The organism is Sphingomonas sp. GW821-FHT04B01, from assembly GCF_059420425.1.
Map to the genome: position 1 here is coordinate 37,297 of NZ_JBWKTR010000004.1, position 20,231 is coordinate 57,527.

Genomic DNA, 20,231 nt, shown 5'->3' on the forward strand with positions numbered 1-20,231 from the left:
CTGCCTTAATCCGCTAGATGCCCGCATACCAATCGTAATCGACATTGTCCTCCCAATAGCCGCCCTTGCCCTTGCCGATGGTGGCGAGGCTGGCGACCGCGTCGATCCCGGTGACGTATTTGGCGTGTTTGTAGCCGAGCTGGCGCTCGACGCGCAGCCGCACCGGCGCGCCATGCGGCACAGTCAGCCGCGCACCGTTCATCTTGAGCGCGAGGATCGTCTGCGGATGGAAGGCGTCGATCGTGTCGATCGATTCGTAATAGGGCTGGCCGTTGTAGAGGTCGGCGCAGGTGAAGACGATGTAGCGCGCGGTGTTGCGCATCCCCGCCGCCTTCAGCACGGTGCCGAGCATCGGCCCCTGCCACTGGCCGATCGCGCTCCAGCCCTCGACGCAATCGTGGCGGGTGATCTGGCTGCGCGAGGGCATCGACGCGAGCTGGTCGAGCGACAGCGCCAGCGGCCGGTCGACGAGGCCGCCGACTTTGAGGCGGTAGCCGGCGAATTGGTCGGCGACCATTGCGGCGTAATCGGGGGTGCCGGGATCGCGCGTGCCGTTGGCGCGGAAGATCGGCGACATCTGCTCGCGGGTGAATTCGGGCGCGAGCGCGCCGCGGTCCAATAGCGCGCGTTGCAGGCCGCGGTGCATGTCCTCGCCGGCGAACAGGATCTTGCGCGCCTGCGGGATCGCGGCGACCTTGTCGCAGCCGGCGAGCAGCAGCCCGGCGCCTGCCGTCAGGAGCGAGCGGCGGGGGAGGATCATGCCTCGGGGACCTTCCACTTGCCGGTGATCATCGCGCGCAGTTCGTTGCCCGCACCGGCGAGGATGACGAGCGCGACATGGACGACGATGAAGCCGCCGATCAGCGTGGCGGCGACGAAATGCAGCGAGCGCGCCGACTGGCGACCACCGAACAGGTCGAGCAGCCACGGCCACGCCGCGTCCATCCCCGGCGACAGCGCCAGCCCGGTGAGGATCATCAGCGGCAGAGCAAGGAAGAGGACGAGGATATAGCTCCATTTCTGGAGGCTGTTGTACGCGCCGAGATCGTCGGCGTCGTGGAAGCGCAGGTTGAGGTGATCGCGGACGTCCTCGGCGAGATGCGCAAGGTCGACGTCGGCGCGGCGCAGCGCGAGCTTGCGTGCGAAATGGCGGTTGATCAGGCTGACGATCATATAGCCGAGCAAGCCGAAGGCGAAGACGAGCGCGAACAGCAGATGCCAGCGACGCGAGATGGCGAGATTATAATTGGCCGGGATGGTGATCCAAGCCGGGAAGCGCGGCAATTGCGCCCAGGCGTGATCGAAATTGGCGCCGTAGCGTCCCCAATAGAGCCGCGGATGCGCATTGGAGATGCCGAGCCCGCTGCCGAGCAGGATGACGACCGCGACGGCGTTGATCCAATGCCAGATGCGCGTCGCCAGCGCATGGCGCAGGATGGATGTACCGGGGGCGATTGGGTCCATATCGCATGCATAGCAGTTAAGCGCCCATGATCGAATGGCATTTCTACGAACCGCGCGACGGCCACCGGTTGCCGCACGACCCGCTCAACGCGATGGTCGCACCGCGACCGATTGGCTGGATCAGCAGCGTCTCCGCCGAGGGCGTGCGCAACATCGCGCCCTACAGCTTCTTCAACGTCATCAATTATACGCCGCCGCTGATCGCCTTTTCCTCGATGGGCTGGAAGGACAGCGTCGCCAATATCGACGCGACCGGCGAGTTCGTCTGGAACCTCGCGACGCGCGACCTCGCCGAGGCAATGAACGCGACCGCGGCGATCGTCCCGCCCGAGGTCGACGAGTTCGATCTCGCCGCGCTCGACACGCTGCCGTCGCGGCTGGTCGCGCCGCCGCGGGTGGCGGCGAGTCCGGTGGCGTTCGAATGCAAGCTGACGCAGATCCTGCGCCTCACCGACCGCCATGGCACGGAGCTCGATCAGTATCTGGTGATCGGCGAGGCGGTGGGCATCCATATCGACACCGCGATGCTGGAGGACGGCGTCTACCAGACCGCTCGCGCCCGCCCGATCCTGCGCGGGGGCGGGCCGGCGGATTATTTCGAGGTCACGCCCGAAACACGGTTCGAGATGCGCCGGCCGGGATAAGCGGTCGTCTCAGCCGTAGGCGCGCCAGAAGAACACCGCGGTGGTCACGGTGGTGACCAGCAACGTCCAGCCGCGGATCACGCCGGGCGGCAGGCTGCGCCCGACCAGCGCACCAAGATAGCCGCCGGCGATCGAGCCGATCATCATCGGCAGGCACAAGGCCCATGCCACCATGCCGCTGGCGACGAAGACGATCGTCGCCGCGCTATTGGCGACCGCGAGCATCAGCGTGCGCGGCGCGGCGAGTTCGGCGGGGCTCGCGCCGGTCAGCAGCCCCCACATCGCGGTCAGCATCATGCCGACGCCGCCACCGAAATAGCCGCCGTAGATGCCGAGCAGCGCCTGTCCCGCAACGAGGCTGCGCGGTCCTGCCGAGAAGCGCGCGCTCAGCCAGTCGGAAGCGTGGCGGCCGAGCGCGATCGCGATCGTCGCGGCGAGCAGCAGCCACGGCACGATGACGTCGAACGCGCGCGCCGGCGTCCAGGCGAGCAGCAGGCTGCCAGCGAGTCCACCCATGAAGGTGATGCCGGCAAGCGTCCGCACCCCGACGCCGCCCAGCGGCGCCAGCCCGCCCCGATAGGCCCAGGCGCTCGCGACCGCGCCGGGCTGGACCGCGACGTTGCTGGTCGCGTTGGCGACGGTGGAGGGCAGGCCGAGCGCGATCAGCGTCGGCATCGTCGCGAACGAGCCGCCACCGGCGAGCGCGTTCATCGCCCCGCCGAGCAGACCCGCGCCCGCCGCAAGGGCGAGCGTGATCGGATCAGCCAAGCGCGGCCATCTTTTCGTCGGCCTCGCGATCCATTTGCGCGCGGCTCTTCTTCTCGGCGGCGGTCTTGAGCTGGCCGCAGGCGGCGTCGATGTCGCGGCCGCGCGGGGTGCGCACCGGCGCCGAGATGCCGCCCTCGAAGATGATGTCGCTGAACCGGCGTACGCGCTCGGGTGTCGACGTGTCATAGGCGGCGCCCGGCCAGGGATTGAAGGGGATCAGGTTCACCTTGGCGGGCAGGTCGTATTTGCGCAGCAGGCGGACGAGTTCGTGCGCCTCGGCATCCGAATCGTTCTTGTCCTTGAGCATCACGTACTCGAACGTGATGCGGCGCGCGTTGTTGGCGCCGGGATAGTCGGCGCAGGCCTGTAACAGCTCCTCGATGCCGTATTTCTTGTTGAGCGGCACGAGTTCGTCGCGCACCTCCTTCGTCACCGCATGCAGCGAGACCGCGAGATTGACGCCGATCTCCTCGCCGGCGCGCGCCATCATCGGCACGACGCCGCTGGTGCTGAGCGTGATGCGGCGCTTCGACAGCGCGAGGCCGTCGCCGTCCATCACCAGCTTCAGCGCATCGCGCACCGCGTCGAAATTGTAGAGCGGCTCGCCCATCCCCATCATCACGATGTTGGTAAGCATCCGGCCCTCGGGCTGGCTCGGCCATTCGCCGAGCGCGTCGCGTGCGAGCATCACCTGACCGACGATCTCGCCCGCGGTGAGGTTGCGGACGAGGCGCATCGTGCCAGTGTGGCAGAAGCGGCAGTTGAGCGTGCAGCCGACCTGGCTCGACACGCAGAGCGTGCCGCGATCGGCGTCGGGGATGAACACCGCCTCGTAATCCTGCCCGTCGGGCGAGCGCAGCAGCCATTTGCGCGTGCCGTCGGTCGACACCTGCGCCTCGACCACCTCCGGCCGGCCGATGACAAAGCGCTGTTCGAGCCACGGATGCATCGTCTTGGAGATGTCGGTCATCGCCGAGAATTCGGTGGCGCCGCGATTGTAGAGCCAATGCCAGATCTGCTTGGCGCGCAGCTTCGCCTGCCGCAGCTCCATGCCGGCGTCGAGCAGCGTCTGGCGCAACTCGTCCTTGCCGAGGCCGATCAGGTCGATCCGCCCGTCCTCGCGAAAGGTCTTGGCGCGCGGCACGGGCACGGGATCGATATGGCCCGGAATGGGCATGGGGGGAGCAACGCTGTCGAGCATCGCCGGCATATAGGCGAAAACGGCGTGATTTGCCATGCCTTCGGGAACGCTTGGCGTACCGACTAGCGGACGCATCCCAGCGCCGCCGCGTCGATCGCGGTGGCGGCACCGGCGAGCAGGTAGACGTCGGCGAACGGTCGCCCACCGGTGGCGACCGCTTCGACGCTCATGCTGCGGCCGGAGCGGATCGCGGTGACGATCGCATGATCGCTCGGGCCGTCGGTCGCCCAGGCGTCGAGGCCGTTGGCGGCGAGGTCGAAGCGGCGCTCGCCGACGGTCAGCGTCACTGGTGCCGAACGGTCGCGCGGGCGCGACAGGCGGACGTGGAGCGAGGCCCGCAAACCGCGCCCCGGCCAGGTCGCGACGCTCGCCCAGCCGGTGCTGCGGCCGCCGGCGGTGACCGGCCGCGCGATCGCATAGCAGCGTGCCGGGACCGTATCGCGGAACGCTCCCCAGCTTCGATAGACGCCGATCGTGTCGCGCGCCCCCGCCGGCGCGGCGATCAGCAGCGCGAGGAGCAGCGCCTTCACGCCGGCGCATGCCCGCTGCCGAGGTGTGCGATCGATTCGCTGCCTTCCTCGATACACACCAACGACCCCTGCGGCAGGCCGGTGGCGATCGGTGCGCCCCATTCGGCATGCGGCGGCGCGCCGGTCATCACGCCGCGCAGCACCCGGCTGGAGATGCCGTGCATGATGACCAGCCGGTCGCCGGGCGCGTCGGTGTCCGCCAGCCAGCCCGATACGCGCGTGGCGATCTGACTGTAATCCTCGCCGTCCGGTGCAGGGCGGAGCAGGCCGTCGGGGGTCACCACCGCGCCGACCGCGTCGATCACCTCGGCATAATAGCGGCCACCCCAGGCGCCCATGCCGATCTCGACCAGCCGCGCATCGGTATGCGCCGCGTGCCAGTCGAGTTCGAGATGTTCGGCGATGATGCCCAGTGTTTGTAACGCGCGGCCGGTCGGCGACGCCCACAGCGTTAGTGTCGGCCGGACACCGAGCGTCGCACGCAACGCCCGCCCCATCTCCTCGGCCTGAGCGAAGCCGGCACGGGTCAGCGGCGTGTGCGGATGGTCGCCCTGCAGGCGCCGCGCGGCGTTGAACACGGTCTCGCCATGCCGGCCGATGAAGTCGCGGCCCTGGCGGGCGGGGGCGGGGAGCGTCATGCCGTCCGTGTCGGATCGCCGCCGGGCAAAAGCAACGGCTTTCACGACCGTCGGCGTGCCGCGCGCTAACCGAGCGTTAACTGGAATCGCCCGAGGGGTCGGCGCGCTTGCTCCAACCCCTTTTTCGTGGGTAGGACAGGGGGAAACTTGCCCCGGACTCGGGGGACGGGGATTAAGAACATGAAGGCGACCATCGAACGCGCAACGCTCCTCAAGGGGCTGAGCCATGTCCAGTCCGTGGTGGAGCGGCGCAACACCATCCCCATCCTGTCGAACGTGCTGCTCGAAGCCACCGCCGAGGGGCAGTTGCGGCTGATGGCGACCGACCTCGATCTGCAGATCAACGAATCGGTGGCGGCGGCGGTCGATCAGCCGGGATCGACGACGGTGTCGGCGCACACCTTGTTCGATATCGCGCGCAAGCTGCCCGACGGCAGCCAGGTCCAGCTCGCCGCGTCGGAAGGGCGGATGTCGATCGTCGCGGGGCGCGCGCGCTTCAGCCTCGGCACGCTGCCGCGCGACGACTTCCCGGTGATCGCCGAGGGCGAGCTGCCGACGCAGTTCGAGATTCCGGCGGAGACGCTGAAGCAGATCATCGACAAGACGCGCTTCGCCATCTCGACCGAGGAGACGCGCTATTATCTCAACGGCATCTTCCTGCACGTTCAGGATGATGCCGCCGAACCGACGCTGAAGGCGGCGGCGACCGACGGCCACCGGCTGGCGCGCGTGACGCTGCCGCGGCCCGAGGGGGCGGCGGGGATGCCCGACGTGATCGTGCCGCGCAAATGCGTCGCCGAACTGCGCAAATTGCTCGACGAGGTCGACGGTTCGGTCGGCGTGTCGCTGTCGGGAACCAAGATCCGCTTCGACCTGGGGCAGGCGGTGCTGACCTCGAAGCTGATCGACGGCACCTTCCCCGATTATTCGCGCGTCATCCCGACCGCGAACGACAAGATCCTGAAACTCGATCCGCGCAGCTTCGAGGAGGGCGTCGACCGCGTTTCGACGATCGCCACCGAAAAGACGCGCGCGGTGAAGATGGCGCTCGATCGCGACAAGATCACGCTCTCGGTGACCAGCCCCGAGAACGGCACCGCGGCGGAAGAGGTGCCGGGCGAATATGTCTCGCTGCCGTTCGAGATCGGCTTCAACAGCCGCTATCTGCTCGACATCCTTGGCCAGATCGACGGTGACGTCGTCGAGGTGCATCTCAATGATGCCGCCGCGCCGACGCTGATCCGCGAGAACGACAAGGCACCGGCGCTCTACGTGCTGATGCCGATGCGGGTCTGATCCGCTGGCCGATGACGGGTTCGCGCTCGACCGGCGGTCGCTGATCGCCGGGATCGGCGTCAGCATCGCCGTACCCGCCGCAGCGACCCGCGTGGCGGCCGAGGGCGTGGCGGCGTCCTCCGACGGCGGGGCGTTCGCGCTTACCGCGGGCGGCGGCGCACGGCCGCTGGCAATCGGCGACGGTCTCGAATGGGTCGTGCCCGATGGCGCCGGCGGTCGGCTGGCCGTCTTCACGCGCAAGGGCGGCGGACGGCTGATCGGCTTCGATCGTGGCTGGCGTCAGCGCGGCGAGGCGGCGACGGGCGGCGGCGAGCCGGTGCATCTGGCGATCGCGCCCGATCGATCGGTGGCGGCGGTGGCCGATTACAGCGGCGGGACGGTGTCGCTCCATCGCCTGCGGGACGGTGTACCGGGCGCGGCGACCCTGATCCGCCATCGCGGTTCCGGACCGGACGCGTCGCGGCAGGCGGGGCCGCATCCGCATTGGGTGGGATTCGATGCGGACGGGCGCTGGCTCTACGTGGTCGATCTCGGCGCCGATGCGGTGGTCGCGCACCGGATCGAGCAGGGGCGGGCGGTCGAGACGCGGATCGCGTGGCATGCGCCGGCGGGATCGGGGCCGCGGCATCTCGCCTGGCATCCGACCAAACGCCTCGCCTATGTCGTCAGCGAACTGGTCAGCACGCTGACGACGCTGCGGATCGAGGCGGACGGCATGCTGACCTCGCTCGACGTGCAGCCGACGCTGCCGGCGGGGAGCAAGGGCTATGTCGGCCATATCGCGATCGATCCGCGGGGGCGGCGGCTCTATGCGTCGAACCGCGGGCCGAATACGATCGCGGTGTTCGCGCTCGACGATCCGCTGCGGCCGCGGTTGATCGAGCAGGCGCCGTGCGGTGGTGACTGGCCGCGCTTCTTCCTGTTGCGGCCGGAGGCGGGCGAGATGCTCGTCGCCAACGAGCGCAGCCCGGCGATGGCGGTGCTGCCGCTCGGTCGGGACGGCCGGCTGGGGCCGCCGCGGATCGGACCGGCGGTGCCGAAGGCGCGCTTCGCCGCCTGGTAGGGCGGGCGAGATCTATCCCCTGAATCTCAAGGCACTTCGACAAGCTCAGTGCGAACGGGACGCGCGCGGGTGAGCGGGTCAGCCCGCGGCCAATTGCTCGCGGGCGACGAGTTGCAGCGACGCGGCGAGGTCCGGGGACAGGCCGAGTTCGTCGGCGGCGCGCTCGTTGCGGCCGAGGGTGCGCGGATCGACGCCGGTGATGCGGCCGAACACCATCAGGGCCTCCAGATAATAGCCGGCGATGCTGGCGTGATATTGGTCGTAGGACCAGAAATTGGCCTGGCCGTAGGTGGTGCCGTCATACGGATTGGCATCGGCGACGCCCGCGGCGAAGGCGCGCGTCCATGCCTGGCCGACCGGGATGACGCCGGTGATCGCCGGATGCGCGCGGCGCGCGCGCTCGGCGGCGAGGCGCAGGTCGTCGGCCATCGCGGCGATGCCGCGGCCATACCAGCGGCCGTTCGGCAGATAGGTCTGGTCGGCGCGGCTCCACGTCGCCATCAGGTCGATGCGGACCGCTGGATTGCGCGCGCGGAAGAGCGCCGCCAACTGGCCGACGCTGCGGATATAGCGGGTCGGGTCGCCGGGGCGGTCGCGGTCGAGCGTGCTGAATTCCTGAAGCACGACGGCGTCCCAGGCGCGGTCGAACAGGTGGCGGCGCTGGTCGTAGTGGAAGGCGAGGCTCTGGCCGCCCTGCGTCTCGAGGCTGACGGCGTAGCGCAGCCCGGCTTCCTCGGTGAAGAGCTTGAACAACGCCGGCACGCCGCCATAGCCCGCGCCGGTCAGGTCGGTGACGGTGCCGGCGTGCCAGTTGCGCACCGCCGAATGCGCGCCCTGGGTGAAACTGTTGCCGATGAACAGGATCGTGCGCGGCAGGACGACCGGCGTCGGCCCGCGCTGCGCGGCGGCGGCGGTCGGCAGCGCCAGCAGCAGGAGGGCGGCAAGGAGTCGCCTCGACATCATATGGTCCTTCCGTCGTCGCGCATCGATCGTGCCGCCGTATCGGATGCGGCGGGGGGATGGCCAGCGCTGGATGATGGCATGCGCCGGCGGTTTCGCTAAGAGGCGGCGATGCTGCAATTCTATCGCGACGATCTTGCCCGGCTGGCGGGCGCGGACCGGCTGAGACGGCTGGTGCCGCGCAGCGGCGCCGATTTCACCTCGAACGATTACCTCGGCCTCGGCGCGTCGGCGCGGCTGCGCGGCGCGGTGGCGGCGGCGCTCGACCGCGGGGTCGGCATCGGTTCGGGGGGATCGCGGCTGCTGCGCGGCAACGATCCCGAGCATGAGGCGCTGGAGGCGGAGGCGGCGGCGCATTTCGGCAGCGAGGCCGCCTTGTTCTTCGCCAATGGCTATGCCGCCAATGTCGCGGCGTTCGCGACGCTGCCGCAGCCGGGCGATCTGGTCGTGTACGATGCGCTGATCCATGCGAGCGCGCACGACGGGATGCGGCTGGGGCGGGCGCCGCGGGCGGCGGCGGCGCATAACGACGTGGCGGCGTTCGCGGAGGCGATCCGCGACTGGCGCGCCGGCGGCGGCACGGGGACGCCGTGGATCGCGGTCGAGAGCCTCTACGGCATGGACGGCGATCGGGCGCCGCTCGCCGAGCTGGTCGCGCTGGCCGAGCGGCACGAGGCGATGCTGCTGATCGACGAGGCGCATGCGACGGGCGTGTTCGGCGAGGGCGGAAGGGGCCTCGCGGCGGGGCTTCACGACCGGCCGAACGTCGTCACCTTGCATACCTGCGGCAAGGCGCTGGGGGCGGAGGGCGGTCTGCTGTGCGTGCCGCGCGTGCTGCGCGACATGCTGGTCAACCGCGCGCGGGGGTTCATCTTTTCGACCGCGCCGTCGCCGCTGATGGCGGTGGCGGTGCGCGAGGCGCTGCGCATCCTCGCCGACGAGCCGGAGCGGCAGGCGCGACTGTGGGCGCTGGTCGCGGCGGCGGAGGCGGCGCTGGGGCGGGCGACGGGATCGCAGATCGTGCCGGTGATCGTCGGCGCGGACGGAGCGGCGGTGGCGCTCGCCGAACGATGCCGGGCGGCGGGATACGACGTGCGGGCGATCCGGCCGCCGACGGTGCCGGCGGGGACGGCGCGGCTGCGCGTGTCGATCACGCTCAACGTGGACGCGGCGGCGATCGCCCGACTGGGGGAGGTGCTGCGATGACGCGGACGATCGTGGTGACGGGGACCGATACCGAGATCGGCAAGACGGTGTTCGCCGCGGGCCTCGCGGCGGCGCTGGGTGCGACCTATTGGAAGCCGGTGCAGGCGGGGCTCGACGAGGGCGGCGACGGCGATACGGTGCGGCGGCTCGGCGTCGCGAAGGTGCTGCCCGAGGCCTATCGGCTGACGACGCCCTGTTCGCCGCATCGGGCGGCGGCGATCGACGGGGTGACGATCGATCCCGCGCGGCTGGCGCTGCCTGCGGTCGACGGGCCGCTGGTGGTCGAGGGCGCGGGCGGCGTGCTGGTGCCGCTGGCCGACGATCTGCTCTATGCCGATATGTTCGCGCGCTGGGGAGCACCGGTGGTGCTGGTGGCGCGGACGGCGCTGGGGACGATCAACCATAGCCTGCTGAGCATCGAGGCGTTGCGCCGGCGCGGCGTGCCGATCCTCGGCGTCGCCTTCGTCGGCGAGCCGGTCGAGGACAGCGAGGCGACGATCGCGCGGATCGGCGGGGTGCGGCGGCTCGGGCGGCTGGCGCGGGTGGCGCCGCTCGATGCTGGCACGCTGGCGCGGGCGTTCGCGGCGGGGTTCAGGACGGAGGATTTCGCATGAGTTCGCCGATCTGGCATCCCTTCACCCAGCATGGCCTCGGCGAGCCGATCCCCACCGTCGTGCGCAGCGAGGGGGCGGCGCTGTTCACCAGGGACGGGCGGCGGATCGTCGATGCGATTTCGAGCTGGTGGGTGACGACGCACGGCCATCGCAGTCCGCGGATCATGGCGGCGATCGCGGCGCAGGCGGAGCGGCTCGACCAGATTATCTTCGCCGGCTGGAGCCACGAGCCGGCCGAGGCGGTGGCGGCGGGGCTGCTGCGGCTGATGCCGGCGGCGCTGACGCGGGTGTTCTTCTCCGATTCGGGATCGACCGCGGTCGAGGTCGCGCTGAAGATGGCGCTGGGATACTGGCTCAACCGCGGCGAGCCGCGACATCGCATCCTCGTGCTCGAACACGGCTATCACGGCGACACCATCGGGACGATGTCGGTGGGGGCGCGGGGGGCGTTCAATCGGGCCTATGCGCCGCTGCTGTTCGATGTCGCGACGATCCCCTTTCCCGCGGCGGGGGCGGAGCAGGCAACGCTCGATGCACTGGAGGCGGCGTGCCGCGACGCGCCGGCGGCGTTGATCGTCGAGCCGCTGATCGTCGGGGCGGGGGGGATGCTGACCTATCCGGCGCGGGTGCTTGCCGAGATGCGGGCGATCTGCGCGCGTTATGGCGTGCTGTTCATTGCCGACGAGGTGATGACCGGCTGGGGGCGGACGGGGACGTTGCTGGCGTGCGAGCAGGCCGATATCGTGCCGGATATCCTGTGTCTGTCCAAGGGGTTGACCGGCGGGGCGGTGCCGCTGGCGGTGACGATGGCGACCGAGCCGATCTATCAGGCGCATTACAGCGACGATCGCGCGCGGATGTTCTTCCACTCGTCCAGCTACACCGCCAATCCGATCGCCTGCGCGGCGGCGGCGGCGAACATCGCGATTTGGGAAGACGAGCCGGTCTTGACGCGGATCGCCGATCTGGCGGCGCGGCAGGCGGTGCGGCTGGCCGCGTTGCGCGGGGTGCGCAATCCGCGCGTGCTGGGGACGATCGCGGCGGTCGATCTGGGTGCGGACGGCGCGGATTATCTCTCGGCGCTGGGACCGCGGTTGCTGGCGTTCTTCCGAGAGCGCGACCTGTTGCTGCGGCCGTTGGGGAATACGGTCTATGTGATGCCGCCTTACTGTATCGACGACGCCGATCTCGATGCGGTCTATGCGGCAATCGGGGAAGCGGCCGCCAATTGCGGCTGAAATGCGGCAACGTGGACAAGATGGACACCTTAATGGAAACGATCCCCTCCTGATCGTTTCCGTTTTTTGCATCGATGAGAAAGAGCGGCGTTCGGTGTTTGTCTGATAGCAGATCGGTGGCGTGTAGGACAGGATCGGGGGCGCCGGTACGGTTGGGCGTGTCCATACACAGTCGTTTGGCCTGAGCCTGTCGAAGGGTCTGAGTCTCACCGTGCTTCGACAGGCTCAGCACGAACGGGTGGGGGCGGGCGGTCCATCTCCCCGCCTCCGCGCCTCCGCTTGAACCCTTCTTCTCTTCGCGGCTTCGCGTCTTCGCGTGAAAATCTTCTTTTGCGATGCCGGTGTATTTATCGGTCGATGGCTTCGGTTGGCGAACCCGGGGTCGGCTTTTTTCACGCGAAGACGCGAAGGCGCGAAGAGAAGAAGAAGGGTTGTTCGCGCAGAGGCGCAGAGGCGCGGAGGTGTTGAACCCGGCGCGAAGCGCCCTCTGTACCAACGACGGGACGGTAAATGGGCCGCTGACGCGGCCCGGTTCTTCTTCTCTGCGTCTCTGCGCCTCTGCGCGAACAACCCTTCTTCGCGGCCTATTCCACGAAGGCGTCGACGGTGAGCCGGCGGCCGCGGAGGAAGGCGTCGGCGACGTGGCGGAGGGGGGCGATGTCGACGTCGCTCTGCCCGGCGCGCACGATCTCGGCGAAGCGTTCGTAGAGGCCGGCATATTCGCCGTGCAGCGCCGCCTTGTGCTCGGCCTCGCTGCCGTCGGGCAGGACGAGGCGGGCGCCGCCGTCGTGCAGCGTCAGCGTGCCGCGGTCGGTCTCGACCGCGATGTCCCAGCTCTGCGGGCCTTCCTGGCGGAAGTCGAAATCGGCGTCGATCGGCAGGCCGGCGTCGTCCGAGAAGCGGATGCGCGCGGCGATCGGCGCGTCGCAATTCGCCGGGAAGTCGAGCTCGGCCTCCTCGATGAAGAACGGCCGCGGCAGGATGCGGGTGACGATCGACAGCGCGTTGATGCCGGGATCGAACACCCCGAAACCGCCCGCTTCGAGAATCCACGCCTGCCCCGGATGCCAGACGCGGATGTCCTCGCGCCACGTCACCGTCACCTTGGTGATCGTGGCATCGGCGAGGAAGGCGCGCGCCGGCTCGACGCCGGGCGCGTAGCGCGAATGCCAGCTGGCGAAGAGGCTGATCCCCGCCGCGTCGGCGGCGGCGCGGAGCTGCGCGACCTCGGCGAGCGTGGCGCCGGGCGGCTTTTCGAGGAAGACGTGCCAGCCCTGCGCGATCGCCCGCGCGGCGATGGCGCGGCGGACCTGCGGCGGGGTGCACAGCGCCACCGCGTCGATCGCGACGCCGCTGGCGATCAGTTCGTCGATGTCCTTGAAATGCGGCACGTCGGCGACGCCTTCGCCGTGGCGGCTGACCGTGGCGGCGAGGGTGATGTCGGCATTGCCGGCGATCGCCGGGACGTGCTGGTCGTGGGCGATCTTGCCCATGCCGACGAGCGCGAGACGGATCTTCTGGCTCACAGCGCGGTCACCTGAACGGGCGCCGCCTCGGCGAGCGCGAGGGGGTTGCGGAGCGGCAGCGTGAACGGCGCCGCCTGGATCGAGAAGACGTCGCCGGGCTGCGTCTGCACCCCGTCGGCGCACGACAGCGTCGCGGTGCCGAAGAAATGGACGTGGATGTCGCCGGGACGGCGGAACGAGGCATATTTGAAGTGATGGTGTTCGAGATTGGCGAGCGTGTGCGACATGTTCGCCTCGCCGGTCAGAAACGGCTTTTCCCACAGCGTTTCGCCGTCGCGCTCGATGCGGCTGGTGCCCTGGATGTCGGCGGGCGGTTCGCCGAGCAGCAGCTCGGCGCCGAGCGATGCCTGCCGCAATTTGGAATGTGCGAGCCACAGGTAATTGTGGCGCTCGGTGACGTGGTCGCTGAATTCGTTGGCGAGCGCGATGCCGAGGCGGAACGGGGTGCCGTCGTCGCCGATCAGATAGATGCCGGCGAGTTCGGGTTCCTCGCCGCCGTCCTGCGCGAACGACGGGGATACGAGCGGCGCGCCGGGGGCGACGAGCGACTGGCCGTCGCCCTTGTAGAACCATTCGGGCTGTGCGCCGGTTTGGCCGGCGGCGGGGCGGCCGCCTTCCATGCCTTCGAGGAACAGCCGCATCGAATCGGTCTGCGTACCCGCTGCGGCGGCCTTGTGCATCGCGTCGCGACCCGCGGCCGAGCCGAGATGGGTGAGGCCGGTGCCGGCAAGCATCAGCCGCGCCGTATCGGGATGGTCGATCGCAGGCAGCAGCGTGCCGGCGGCGAGCGCCTCGGCGAGGTCGACGGTCTCGTCGGAGCGGCGGGCGCGGGCGGCGTCGAGCAGCGACACGCGTTCGGCGATCGCCTGCGTCGCGAGCTCACGCGTGGTGGTGACGCTGGTGAGGACGGTGGCCGTATCCTCGGCGAGCAGGACGCGGCGCGTGCCGTCGGGCAGGCGCTGCTGGAGAAGGCGGGAGGCGGTCATGCGAGATCCTTGGCGGCGGTGACGAACGCCGCGGCATCGCGCGCGACGTCGGCGACGGACTTACCGGCGCGATAGAGGTTGGAGCCGAGGCCGAAGCCGTCGGCGCCGGCGGCGCGCCATTGCGCCATATTGTCGGGCGAGATGCCGCCGACGGCCAGCACCTTGAGGTCCTTGGGCAGCACGGCGCGCTGTGCCTTGAGGAAGGCGGGGCTGGCGCCGTCGGCGGGGAAGAGCTTCAGCGCATGCGCGCCGGCGGCGAGTGCGGCGAAGCCCTCGCTCGGGCTGTAATAGCCGGGCAGCGAGACGAGGCCACGCGCGACCGAGGCGCGGATGACGTCGGTGTTGGTGTTGGGCGAGATGATGAGTTCGCCGCCGGCGTCGGCGACCTGCGCCACCGCCTCTGGGGTGAGGACGGTGCCGGCGCCGACCATCGCGCGGCCGGCATAGCGCTTGGCCATCGCCGCGATGCTGGTCAGCGGATCGGGCGAGTTGAGCGGCACTTCGAGCAGGGTGAAGCCGGCGTCGACCAGCGCGTCGCCGACCCCCTCGGCCTCGGCGGGGGTGAGGCCGCGCAGGATCGCGACGAGCGGGCAGGCGGCGAAGGCCTCGGCGAACCGGGTGGCGGGATCGGTTATCTGGGTTGCTCCGGAAGAGGGCGGGGGAGAGGCGGACGACGTTCGCCATGATTCGTCACCCCGGCCTCGAGCAGGGGTCCCGCTACCGCGCTACGGTGGAAGAAGCGGGACCCGGGCTCGAGGCCGGGGTGACGGGGATGTTGCGACGGCGCGGTCACAGACCGAGATACCCGCGCAGGTGATGGACGCCGCCGAGGAAGGCGGCGGTGGCGTCGACCGCGACGGTGACGCCGCCGCGCGCCTCGATCGCGACCTTGTAGAGGTCGGCGAGCGCGCCCTCGGCGAGCAGATGCACGGTGCGGCCGTCGATCGCGCGCGCGCCGACGTCCGACCCGATCAGCACGCCGCTGGCATAAGCGGCGGCCTCGTCGGGGGCGCGGCGGCCGAGCAGGACGCTGGCGCGCACCTCGAACAAGGCGGTGCCGAGGTCGGTCGCGCCGGCGCCGCGCGCGATGCCGGCGCGGAAGGCGGGGCCGTCGGCGACGACGCCGTCGAGCATGCCGGCGAGGATGCCATGGCCCTTGAGCAGCGCGAACAGCTCACCGGTCATCACCGTTGCGACGTCGACGATCCGCGCGGCTTCGGTGACGATCCATTTGTTGTGCGTGCCGGGCTGGCAGAACACGGCATCGGCGGGGGCGAGGCCGGCGGCGATCGCACCGAGCACCTGCAATTCCTCGCCGCGCATCACGTCGGCGCGGGTGTCGGTGAGCAGAGAGACGCCGGGGACGATGGTCAGCCCGGCCGCCTCGATGCGCAGCGCTGCGGCGGCGAGCGCAGGGAGATCGGCCGGGGCGGGGACGTAGGGCGCCTCGTGCCAGCCGCGGGTCGACCCGATCATCCCCGCGGCGATCACCGGCAGGTCGCCGAGCCGCTCGCGCAGCGCGGTGAGCGCGGGCGGATAGTCCGCCGCCGCCATCGCCAGCACGCCGCGATCGTCGCGCAGATGATCGCCGATGCTGCCGTCCGCCGCGATCCGATAGGCGCGGCGGTTGGTCGTCCCCCAGTCGACGGCGATGATCGCGCCGTCGCGGGGCGGTGTTCCGCTGGTCACGGGTGGGACGTCCTCAGGCTACGGTCTGGTCGCCGAGGTCGGCCGTCGGCTTCGATCCCCACAAGGCGTAGGCGAGCACGATGATCTCGCACGCCATGGTCAGGAAGAACGAATTCTGCAGGCCGTAGCGGTCGGCGAGCCAGCCCTGCACGACGACGAGCGCGCCGCCGGCGATCGCCATGATCATCAGCCCCGAGCCTTCTTCGGTGAGCGGGCCGAGGCCGCGGATCGCCAGCGTGAAGATCGTCGGGAACATGATCGAATGGAACAGGCCGACCGCGATCAGCGACCACATCGCCACCGGCCCGGTGGTGAAGGTGGCGATGGCGACGACGATCAGCGCGCCGAAGGCGAAGACGCTGAGCACGCGTTCCGGCGCGATCTTTTGCATGATGAAGCTGCCGGCGAAGCGGCCGACCATCATCCCGCCCCACAGCAGCGACAGATAGCGCGACGCCTGTTCGTGCGTCGTCGCGGCGATCTGCGGCTGCGAGACGAAATTGACGAACAGGTTGGCGACGCCGATCTCGGCGAGGAGATAGGCGATCATCGTCGGGATGCCGAGCACCAGGTTGCGATGCTTCCACAGCGAATGCTGGTGGCGGTCGGCCTTGGCGGCGCGCTGCGTCGCGCCGCCCAGTGCGGGCAGCGGGAAGCGGGCGATGACCACCGCGAGCACGACCAGCACGATCGCGACGAGGACATAGGGCAGGATGACCGACTGGGCGTCGGCATAACGCTGCGCCTGGCTGATCGTCGCGCCGGCCTCGGCGGTGCCGCTGCGGCTGCGGCCGAGGATCAGATAGCCGGCGAACAGCGGCGCGAGCGTCGTGCCGAGCGAATTGAACGCCTGTACCAGATTGAGACGCGACGAGCCCGTCTCGGGTGGCCCGATGACGGTGACGTACGGATTCGCCGCGACCTGCAGCAGCGTGATGCCGCTGGCGATGACGAACAGCATGACCAGCGTCACGCCATAGGAGGGCAGGCTGGCGGCGAGCGTCATGCCGAGCGCACCGGCGGCCATGATCAGCAGGCCGATGACGATCGCGCGCTGATAGCCGACCCGCTCGATCAGCTTGGCCGACGGAATCGAGGCGAAGAAGTATGCGATGAACCAGACCGATTCGATCAGCGTCGTCTGCGTGTAATCCAGCTCGAACACCGAGCGCAGATGCGGCAGCAGCACGCCGTTGATGACGGTGATGAAGCCCCACATGAAGAAGAGGCTCGCCAACAGGCTCAACGCCTTACGGTATGATCCGCCCCCGCCTGAAGCGGCGGGTGCCGCGCCGTTCGTCGTTACCCCAATCGGTCCTGCCATAATCTCGTCCTCTCCGCCTGTCGCGCTGCTCGGCTGCCTTGCGCGCCGGGTATTTGTCAGACTATATAGCCCCGACACGCCGGGTCAATGCCGGGGATGCATCCAAGGAGGGGGCAATGAAGCTTCGAAAGGCACTCATCATCGCAGGCGTCGGGTTCATGGCGATGGTCGCCGCGCAGGCGGACGCCGCGACCGCGCGACGCGACTCGGCCGGCACGCTCGCCGACGGCACCGCGGTGGAGGCGGTGACGCTGTCGGCGGCGAACGGCGTCTCGGCGCGGGTGCTGACCTATGGCGCGACGTTGCAGGCCTTCTCCGGCCCGGACCGCAACGGCAAGGTCGCCGACGTACTGCTCGGCTATGATGACGCTAAGGATTATGCCGAACATCCCAATTATTTCGGCGTGACGGTCGGCCGCTTCGCCAATCGAATCGGCGGCGGCAAGTTCACGCTGGACGGCAAGAGCTATCAGCTGCCGCTCAACGACAAGGTCAATTCGCTGCACGGCGGCAAGGTCGGCTTCGACAAGCAGCCGTGGCGCATCGTCGCGGTCAAGGACGGCTCGGTGACGATGGCGCTGACCAGCCCCGACGGCGACCAGGGCTATCCCGGCAAGCTCGACGTGACGATCACCTACACGTTGAGCGACGACGGCGCGCTGACGATCGCCTTCGGCGCGAAGACCGACAAGCCGACGGTGGTCAACATGACCAACCACGCAATCTTCAACCTCGCCGGCGAGGGATCGCCGATGGGCGCGCTCGGCCACAAGCTGACGATCCCGGCGAAGGCGATCACCCCCGTCGACGCCAATCTGGTGCCGACCGGCGAGCTGCGCCCGGTCGCGGACACGGTGTTCGACTTCCGCAACGGCCGCATCCTCGCCGACGGCGTGCGCGACGGCCGCGATCCGCAGATCGTCATGGGCCACGGCTACGATCACAATTTCGCGCTCGACAAGGGCGTGACGGCGACGCCGGGCCTCGCCGCGCGGCTGGAAGACCCCGCCTCGGGGCGCGTGCTCGAAGTGTCGAGCACCGAACCGGGCGTGCAGATGTACACCGGCAACTTCCTCGACGGCAGCTATATCGGCAAGAGCCGCCACGTCTATCGCATGGGCGACGGCGTCGCGCTGGAGCCGCAGAAGTTTCCCGATGCGCCCAACAAACCCAATTTCGCCTCGGCCCGGGTCGATCCCGGCAAGCCGTATCGTCACGTCATGATCTACAAACTCTCGGTGGCCAAATAAGATGACGCAATTGCGCAGCCGCGCCTGGTTCAACAATCCGGCGAATATCGACATGACCGCGCTCTATCTGGAGCGCTATCTCAACTTCGGCCTGAGCCTCGAGGAACTGCAATCGGGCAAGCCGATCATCGGCATCGCGCAGACCGGCAGCGACCTGTCGCCCTGCAACCGCCATCACCTGGTGCTCGCCGAGCGCGTGCGCGAGGGCGTGCGCGAGATGGGCGGCATCGTCCTCGAATTCCCCGTCCATCCGATCCAGGAGACGGGCAAGCGGCCGACCGCGGGGCTCGACCGCAACCTCGCCTATCTCGGCCTCGTCGAGACGCTGTACGGCTATCCGCTCGACGGCGTCGTGCTGACGATCGGTTGCGACAAGACGACGCCGGCCTGCCTGATGGCGGCGGCGACGGTCAACATCCCGGCGATCGCGCTGTCGGTCGGGCCGATGCTCAACGGCTGGCACAAGGGCGAGCGCACCGGCTCGGGCACGATCGTGTGGAAGGCGCGCCAGTTGCTCGCCGCGGGCGAGATCGACGATGCCGAATTCATCCGCCTCGTCGCCTCGTCGGCGCCGTCGACCGGCTATTGCAACACGATGGGCACCGCGACGACGATGAACAGCCTCGCCGAAGCGCTCGGCATGTCGCTGCCCGGTTCGGCGGCGATCCCCGCGCCGTATCGCGACCGGCAGGAGGTGTCGTACCTCACCGGCAAGCGCATCGTCGAGATGGTGCACGAGGATCTCAAGCCCTCCGACGTGCTGACCAAGGAGGCGTTCCACAATGCGATCCGCGTTAATTCGGCGATCGGCGGCTCGACCAACGCGCCGATCCATCTCGCCGCGATCGCTCGCCATATCGGCGTCGACCTGCCGATCAAGGATTGGGAGACCGAGGGGCACAAGGTGCCGCTGCTGGTCAATCTGCAGCCGGCGGGCGAATATCTCGGCGAGGATTATTATCGCGCCGGCGGCGTTCCCGCGGTGGTCAACCAGCTCATCGAACAGGGGCTGATCCACGAGGGTGCGCTGACCGTCAACGGCAAGACGATGGGCGAGAATTGCCGCGGCGTCGCAATCGAGGACGAGAAGGTGATCCGTCCCTTCGACCAGCCGTTGGTCGAGGATGCGGGCTTCATCGTGCTGTCGGGCAATCTGTTCGACGCGGCGGTGATGAAGACCAGCGTGATCTCGCCCGAGTTCCGCGACCGCTATCTGTCCAACCCCGGCGATCTCAACGCGTTCGAGGGGCCGGCGGTCGTGTTCGACGGGCCGGAGGATTATCATCACCGGATCGACGATCCGGCGACCGGGATCACGCCCGAGACGTTGCTGTTCATGCGCGGCGCGGGGCCGATCGGCTATCCCGGCGCGGCGGAGGTCGTCAACATGCGGCCGCCGGCGTATCTGATCACCGAGGGCGTGCATGCGCTGCCGTGCATCGGCGACGGCCGCCAGTCGGGGACGAGCGGTTCGCCGTCGATCCTCAACGCCTCGCCCGAGGCGGCGGCGATGGGCGGCCTCGCGCTGCTCAAGACCGGCGACAGGGTGCGCGTCGATCTCAACACCGGGACGGCGAACGTGCTGATCTCCGACGCCGAGCTGATGGAGCGCCGTGCCGCGCTCGAGGCGGCGGGCGGCTATGCCTATCCGGCGTCGCAGACGCCGTGGCAGGAGATCCAACGCGCGGTCGTCGGCCAGATGAACACCGGTGCGATCCTCGAAGGCGCCGAGAAGTACCAGCGCATCGCGCAGACGATGGGACTGCCGCGCGACAACCATTGATGCGGGTGGGGGCGGGTGGCCAGTGCCGCGCTGCCGCCCCCCTCGTCATTC

The 20,231-nt window shown here is 69.3% G+C and carries 20 protein-coding genes; 8 read left to right on the top strand and 12 right to left on the bottom strand.

Going from position 1 to position 20,231, the window contains the following annotated elements; translation table 11 throughout:
• Positions 1–13: 13 nt before the first annotated feature.
• Together AC07UH_RS11195 and AC07UH_RS11200 are read right to left on the bottom strand one after the other, a co-directional pair.
• Positions 14–760, bottom strand: a complete 747-nt coding sequence (locus AC07UH_RS11195) for a molybdopterin-dependent oxidoreductase (protein ID WP_495180514.1) — start codon at positions 758–760, stop codon at positions 14–16.
• Positions 757–1,464 (bottom strand): cytochrome b/b6 domain-containing protein, encoded by a 708-nt coding sequence (locus tag AC07UH_RS11200; protein WP_495180515.1) that lies wholly within the window; start codon positions 1,462–1,464, stop codon positions 757–759. Before AC07UH_RS11200 ends, AC07UH_RS11195 begins: the two co-directional genes overlap by 4 nt.
• A gap of 26 nt (positions 1,465–1,490) precedes the next feature.
• Here AC07UH_RS11200 and AC07UH_RS11205 point away from each other — a divergent pair, with 26 nt between their 5' ends.
• Entirely contained in the window at positions 1,491–2,108 is a 618-nt protein-coding gene (locus AC07UH_RS11205) for a flavin reductase family protein (protein WP_495180516.1), read from the top strand.
• A gap of 9 nt (positions 2,109–2,117) precedes the next feature.
• Here AC07UH_RS11205 and AC07UH_RS11210 read toward each other — a convergent pair whose 3' ends face one another.
• From AC07UH_RS11210 to AC07UH_RS11225, 4 genes are all read right to left on the bottom strand, one after another.
• Positions 2,118–2,876 (bottom strand): sulfite exporter TauE/SafE family protein, encoded by a 759-nt coding sequence (locus tag AC07UH_RS11210; RefSeq protein WP_495180517.1) that lies wholly within the window; start codon positions 2,874–2,876, stop codon positions 2,118–2,120.
• Positions 2,869–4,053, bottom strand: coding sequence for a dual-specificity RNA methyltransferase RlmN (rlmN, locus tag AC07UH_RS11215; RefSeq protein ID WP_483852552.1), 1,185 nt, complete (start codon positions 4,051–4,053; stop codon positions 2,869–2,871). Before rlmN ends, AC07UH_RS11210 begins: the two co-directional genes overlap by 8 nt.
• A gap of 86 nt (positions 4,054–4,139) precedes the next feature.
• A complete protein-coding gene (locus AC07UH_RS11220; RefSeq protein WP_137897389.1) occupies positions 4,140–4,607 on the bottom strand; it encodes a hypothetical protein in 468 nt (155 codons plus the stop codon).
• Entirely contained in the window at positions 4,604–5,245 is a 642-nt protein-coding gene (locus tag AC07UH_RS11225) for a histidine phosphatase family protein (protein ID WP_495180518.1), read from the bottom strand. The genes AC07UH_RS11220 and AC07UH_RS11225 overlap by 4 nt, the downstream gene beginning before the upstream one ends.
• Before the next feature lie 180 nt (positions 5,246–5,425).
• Here AC07UH_RS11225 and dnaN point away from each other — a divergent pair, with 180 nt between their 5' ends.
• Positions 5,426–6,541 (top strand): DNA polymerase III subunit beta, encoded by a 1,116-nt coding sequence (dnaN, locus tag AC07UH_RS11230; RefSeq protein ID WP_137897391.1) that lies wholly within the window; start codon positions 5,426–5,428, stop codon positions 6,539–6,541.
• A 91-nt stretch (positions 6,542–6,632) separates the two neighbouring features.
• A complete protein-coding gene (locus tag AC07UH_RS11235) occupies positions 6,633–7,604 on the top strand; it encodes a lactonase family protein (protein WP_495189859.1) in 972 nt (323 codons plus the stop codon).
• A 78-nt stretch (positions 7,605–7,682) separates the two neighbouring features.
• Here the strand turns inward: AC07UH_RS11235 and AC07UH_RS11240 are convergent, their stop codons facing one another.
• Positions 7,683–8,564, bottom strand: coding sequence for an SGNH/GDSL hydrolase family protein (locus tag AC07UH_RS11240; protein ID WP_495180520.1), 882 nt, complete (start codon positions 8,562–8,564; stop codon positions 7,683–7,685).
• A gap of 111 nt (positions 8,565–8,675) precedes the next feature.
• Between AC07UH_RS11240 and AC07UH_RS11245 the strand changes: the two genes are divergently transcribed.
• Genes AC07UH_RS11245 through AC07UH_RS11255 form a run of 3 tightly spaced genes read left to right on the top strand, consistent with a single transcriptional unit; the run spans position 8,676 to position 11,622 of the window.
• Positions 8,676–9,770, top strand: coding sequence for an 8-amino-7-oxononanoate synthase (locus AC07UH_RS11245; protein WP_495180521.1), 1,095 nt, complete (start codon positions 8,676–8,678; stop codon positions 9,768–9,770).
• Entirely contained in the window at positions 9,767–10,384 is a 618-nt protein-coding gene (gene bioD, locus AC07UH_RS11250; protein WP_495180522.1) for a dethiobiotin synthase, read from the top strand. The genes AC07UH_RS11245 and bioD overlap by 4 nt, the downstream gene beginning before the upstream one ends.
• The gene (locus AC07UH_RS11255; RefSeq protein ID WP_495180523.1) at positions 10,381–11,622 is read left to right on the top strand and encodes an adenosylmethionine--8-amino-7-oxononanoate transaminase; all 1,242 of its coding nucleotides are present in this window, start codon (positions 10,381–10,383) and stop codon (positions 11,620–11,622) included. The genes bioD and AC07UH_RS11255 overlap by 4 nt, the downstream gene beginning before the upstream one ends.
• A 584-nt stretch (positions 11,623–12,206) precedes the next feature.
• Here the strand turns inward: AC07UH_RS11255 and AC07UH_RS11260 are convergent.
• The 5 genes from AC07UH_RS11260 to AC07UH_RS11280 all read right to left on the bottom strand — a co-directional run bounded on the left by AC07UH_RS11260 (position 12,207) and on the right by AC07UH_RS11280 (position 17,147).
• A complete protein-coding gene (locus AC07UH_RS11260) occupies positions 12,207–13,148 on the bottom strand; it encodes a Gfo/Idh/MocA family protein (RefSeq protein ID WP_495180524.1) in 942 nt (313 codons plus the stop codon).
• Complete coding sequence (araD1, locus tag AC07UH_RS11265) at positions 13,145–14,134, bottom strand: AraD1 family protein (RefSeq protein WP_495180525.1); 990 nt, start codon at positions 14,132–14,134, stop codon at positions 13,145–13,147. The genes AC07UH_RS11260 and araD1 overlap by 4 nt, the downstream gene beginning before the upstream one ends.
• A complete protein-coding gene (locus tag AC07UH_RS11270) occupies positions 14,131–14,769 on the bottom strand; it encodes a 2-dehydro-3-deoxy-6-phosphogalactonate aldolase (RefSeq protein ID WP_495180765.1) in 639 nt (212 codons plus the stop codon). The genes araD1 and AC07UH_RS11270 overlap by 4 nt, the downstream gene beginning before the upstream one ends.
• A gap of 154 nt (positions 14,770–14,923) precedes the next feature.
• Positions 14,924–15,823, bottom strand: coding sequence for a 2-dehydro-3-deoxygalactonokinase (locus AC07UH_RS11275; protein WP_495180526.1), 900 nt, complete (start codon positions 15,821–15,823; stop codon positions 14,924–14,926).
• A 13-nt stretch (positions 15,824–15,836) separates the two neighbouring features.
• Complete coding sequence (locus tag AC07UH_RS11280) at positions 15,837–17,147, bottom strand: sugar MFS transporter (protein ID WP_038661556.1); 1,311 nt, start codon at positions 17,145–17,147, stop codon at positions 15,837–15,839.
• A gap of 158 nt (positions 17,148–17,305) precedes the next feature.
• On the opposite strand from AC07UH_RS11280, the gene AC07UH_RS11285 reads away from it, so the two are divergent.
• Positions 17,306–18,397 carry an aldose epimerase family protein gene (locus AC07UH_RS11285; protein ID WP_495180766.1) on the top strand — a complete coding sequence of 364 codons (1,092 nt, stop codon included), beginning with the start codon at positions 17,306–17,308 and terminating at the stop codon, positions 18,395–18,397.
• A 1-nt stretch (position 18,398) separates the two neighbouring features.
• Positions 18,399–20,180 carry an IlvD/Edd family dehydratase gene (locus AC07UH_RS11290; protein WP_495180527.1) on the top strand — a complete coding sequence of 594 codons (1,782 nt, stop codon included), beginning with the start codon at positions 18,399–18,401 and terminating at the stop codon, positions 20,178–20,180.
• Positions 20,181–20,231 lie beyond the last annotated feature (51 nt).

What these genes read in the sequence shown, in the direction of transcription:
- AC07UH_RS11195 (WP_495180514.1), bottom strand. Translation starts at nt 760, where the DNA reads ATGATCCTCCCCCGCCGCTCGCTCCTGACGGCAGGCGCCGGGCTGCTG.
- AC07UH_RS11255 (WP_495180523.1), top strand. Translation starts at nt 10,381, where the DNA reads ATGAGTTCGCCGATCTGGCATCCCTTCACCCAGCATGGCCTCGGCGAG.
- AC07UH_RS11225 (WP_495180518.1), bottom strand. Translation starts at nt 5,245, where the DNA reads ATGACGCTCCCCGCCCCCGCCCGCCAGGGCCGCGACTTCATCGGCCGG.
- AC07UH_RS11285 (WP_495180766.1), top strand. Translation starts at nt 17,306, where the DNA reads ATGGCGATGGTCGCCGCGCAGGCGGACGCCGCGACCGCGCGACGCGAC.
- AC07UH_RS11280 (WP_038661556.1), bottom strand. Translation starts at nt 17,147, where the DNA reads ATGGCAGGACCGATTGGGGTAACGACGAACGGCGCGGCACCCGCCGCT.
- rlmN (WP_483852552.1), bottom strand. Translation starts at nt 4,053, where the DNA reads ATGCCCATTCCGGGCCATATCGATCCCGTGCCCGTGCCGCGCGCCAAG.
- bioD (WP_495180522.1), top strand. Translation starts at nt 9,767, where the DNA reads ATGACGCGGACGATCGTGGTGACGGGGACCGATACCGAGATCGGCAAG.
- AC07UH_RS11290 (WP_495180527.1), top strand. Translation starts at nt 18,399, where the DNA reads ATGACGCAATTGCGCAGCCGCGCCTGGTTCAACAATCCGGCGAATATC.
- araD1 (WP_495180525.1), bottom strand. Translation starts at nt 14,134, where the DNA reads ATGACCGCCTCCCGCCTTCTCCAGCAGCGCCTGCCCGACGGCACGCGC.
- AC07UH_RS11240 (WP_495180520.1), bottom strand. Translation starts at nt 8,564, where the DNA reads ATGTCGAGGCGACTCCTTGCCGCCCTCCTGCTGCTGGCGCTGCCGACC.
- dnaN (WP_137897391.1), top strand. Translation starts at nt 5,426, where the DNA reads ATGAAGGCGACCATCGAACGCGCAACGCTCCTCAAGGGGCTGAGCCAT.
- AC07UH_RS11200 (WP_495180515.1), bottom strand. Translation starts at nt 1,464, where the DNA reads ATGGACCCAATCGCCCCCGGTACATCCATCCTGCGCCATGCGCTGGCG.
- AC07UH_RS11245 (WP_495180521.1), top strand. Translation starts at nt 8,676, where the DNA reads ATGCTGCAATTCTATCGCGACGATCTTGCCCGGCTGGCGGGCGCGGAC.
- AC07UH_RS11205 (WP_495180516.1), top strand. Translation starts at nt 1,491, where the DNA reads ATGATCGAATGGCATTTCTACGAACCGCGCGACGGCCACCGGTTGCCG.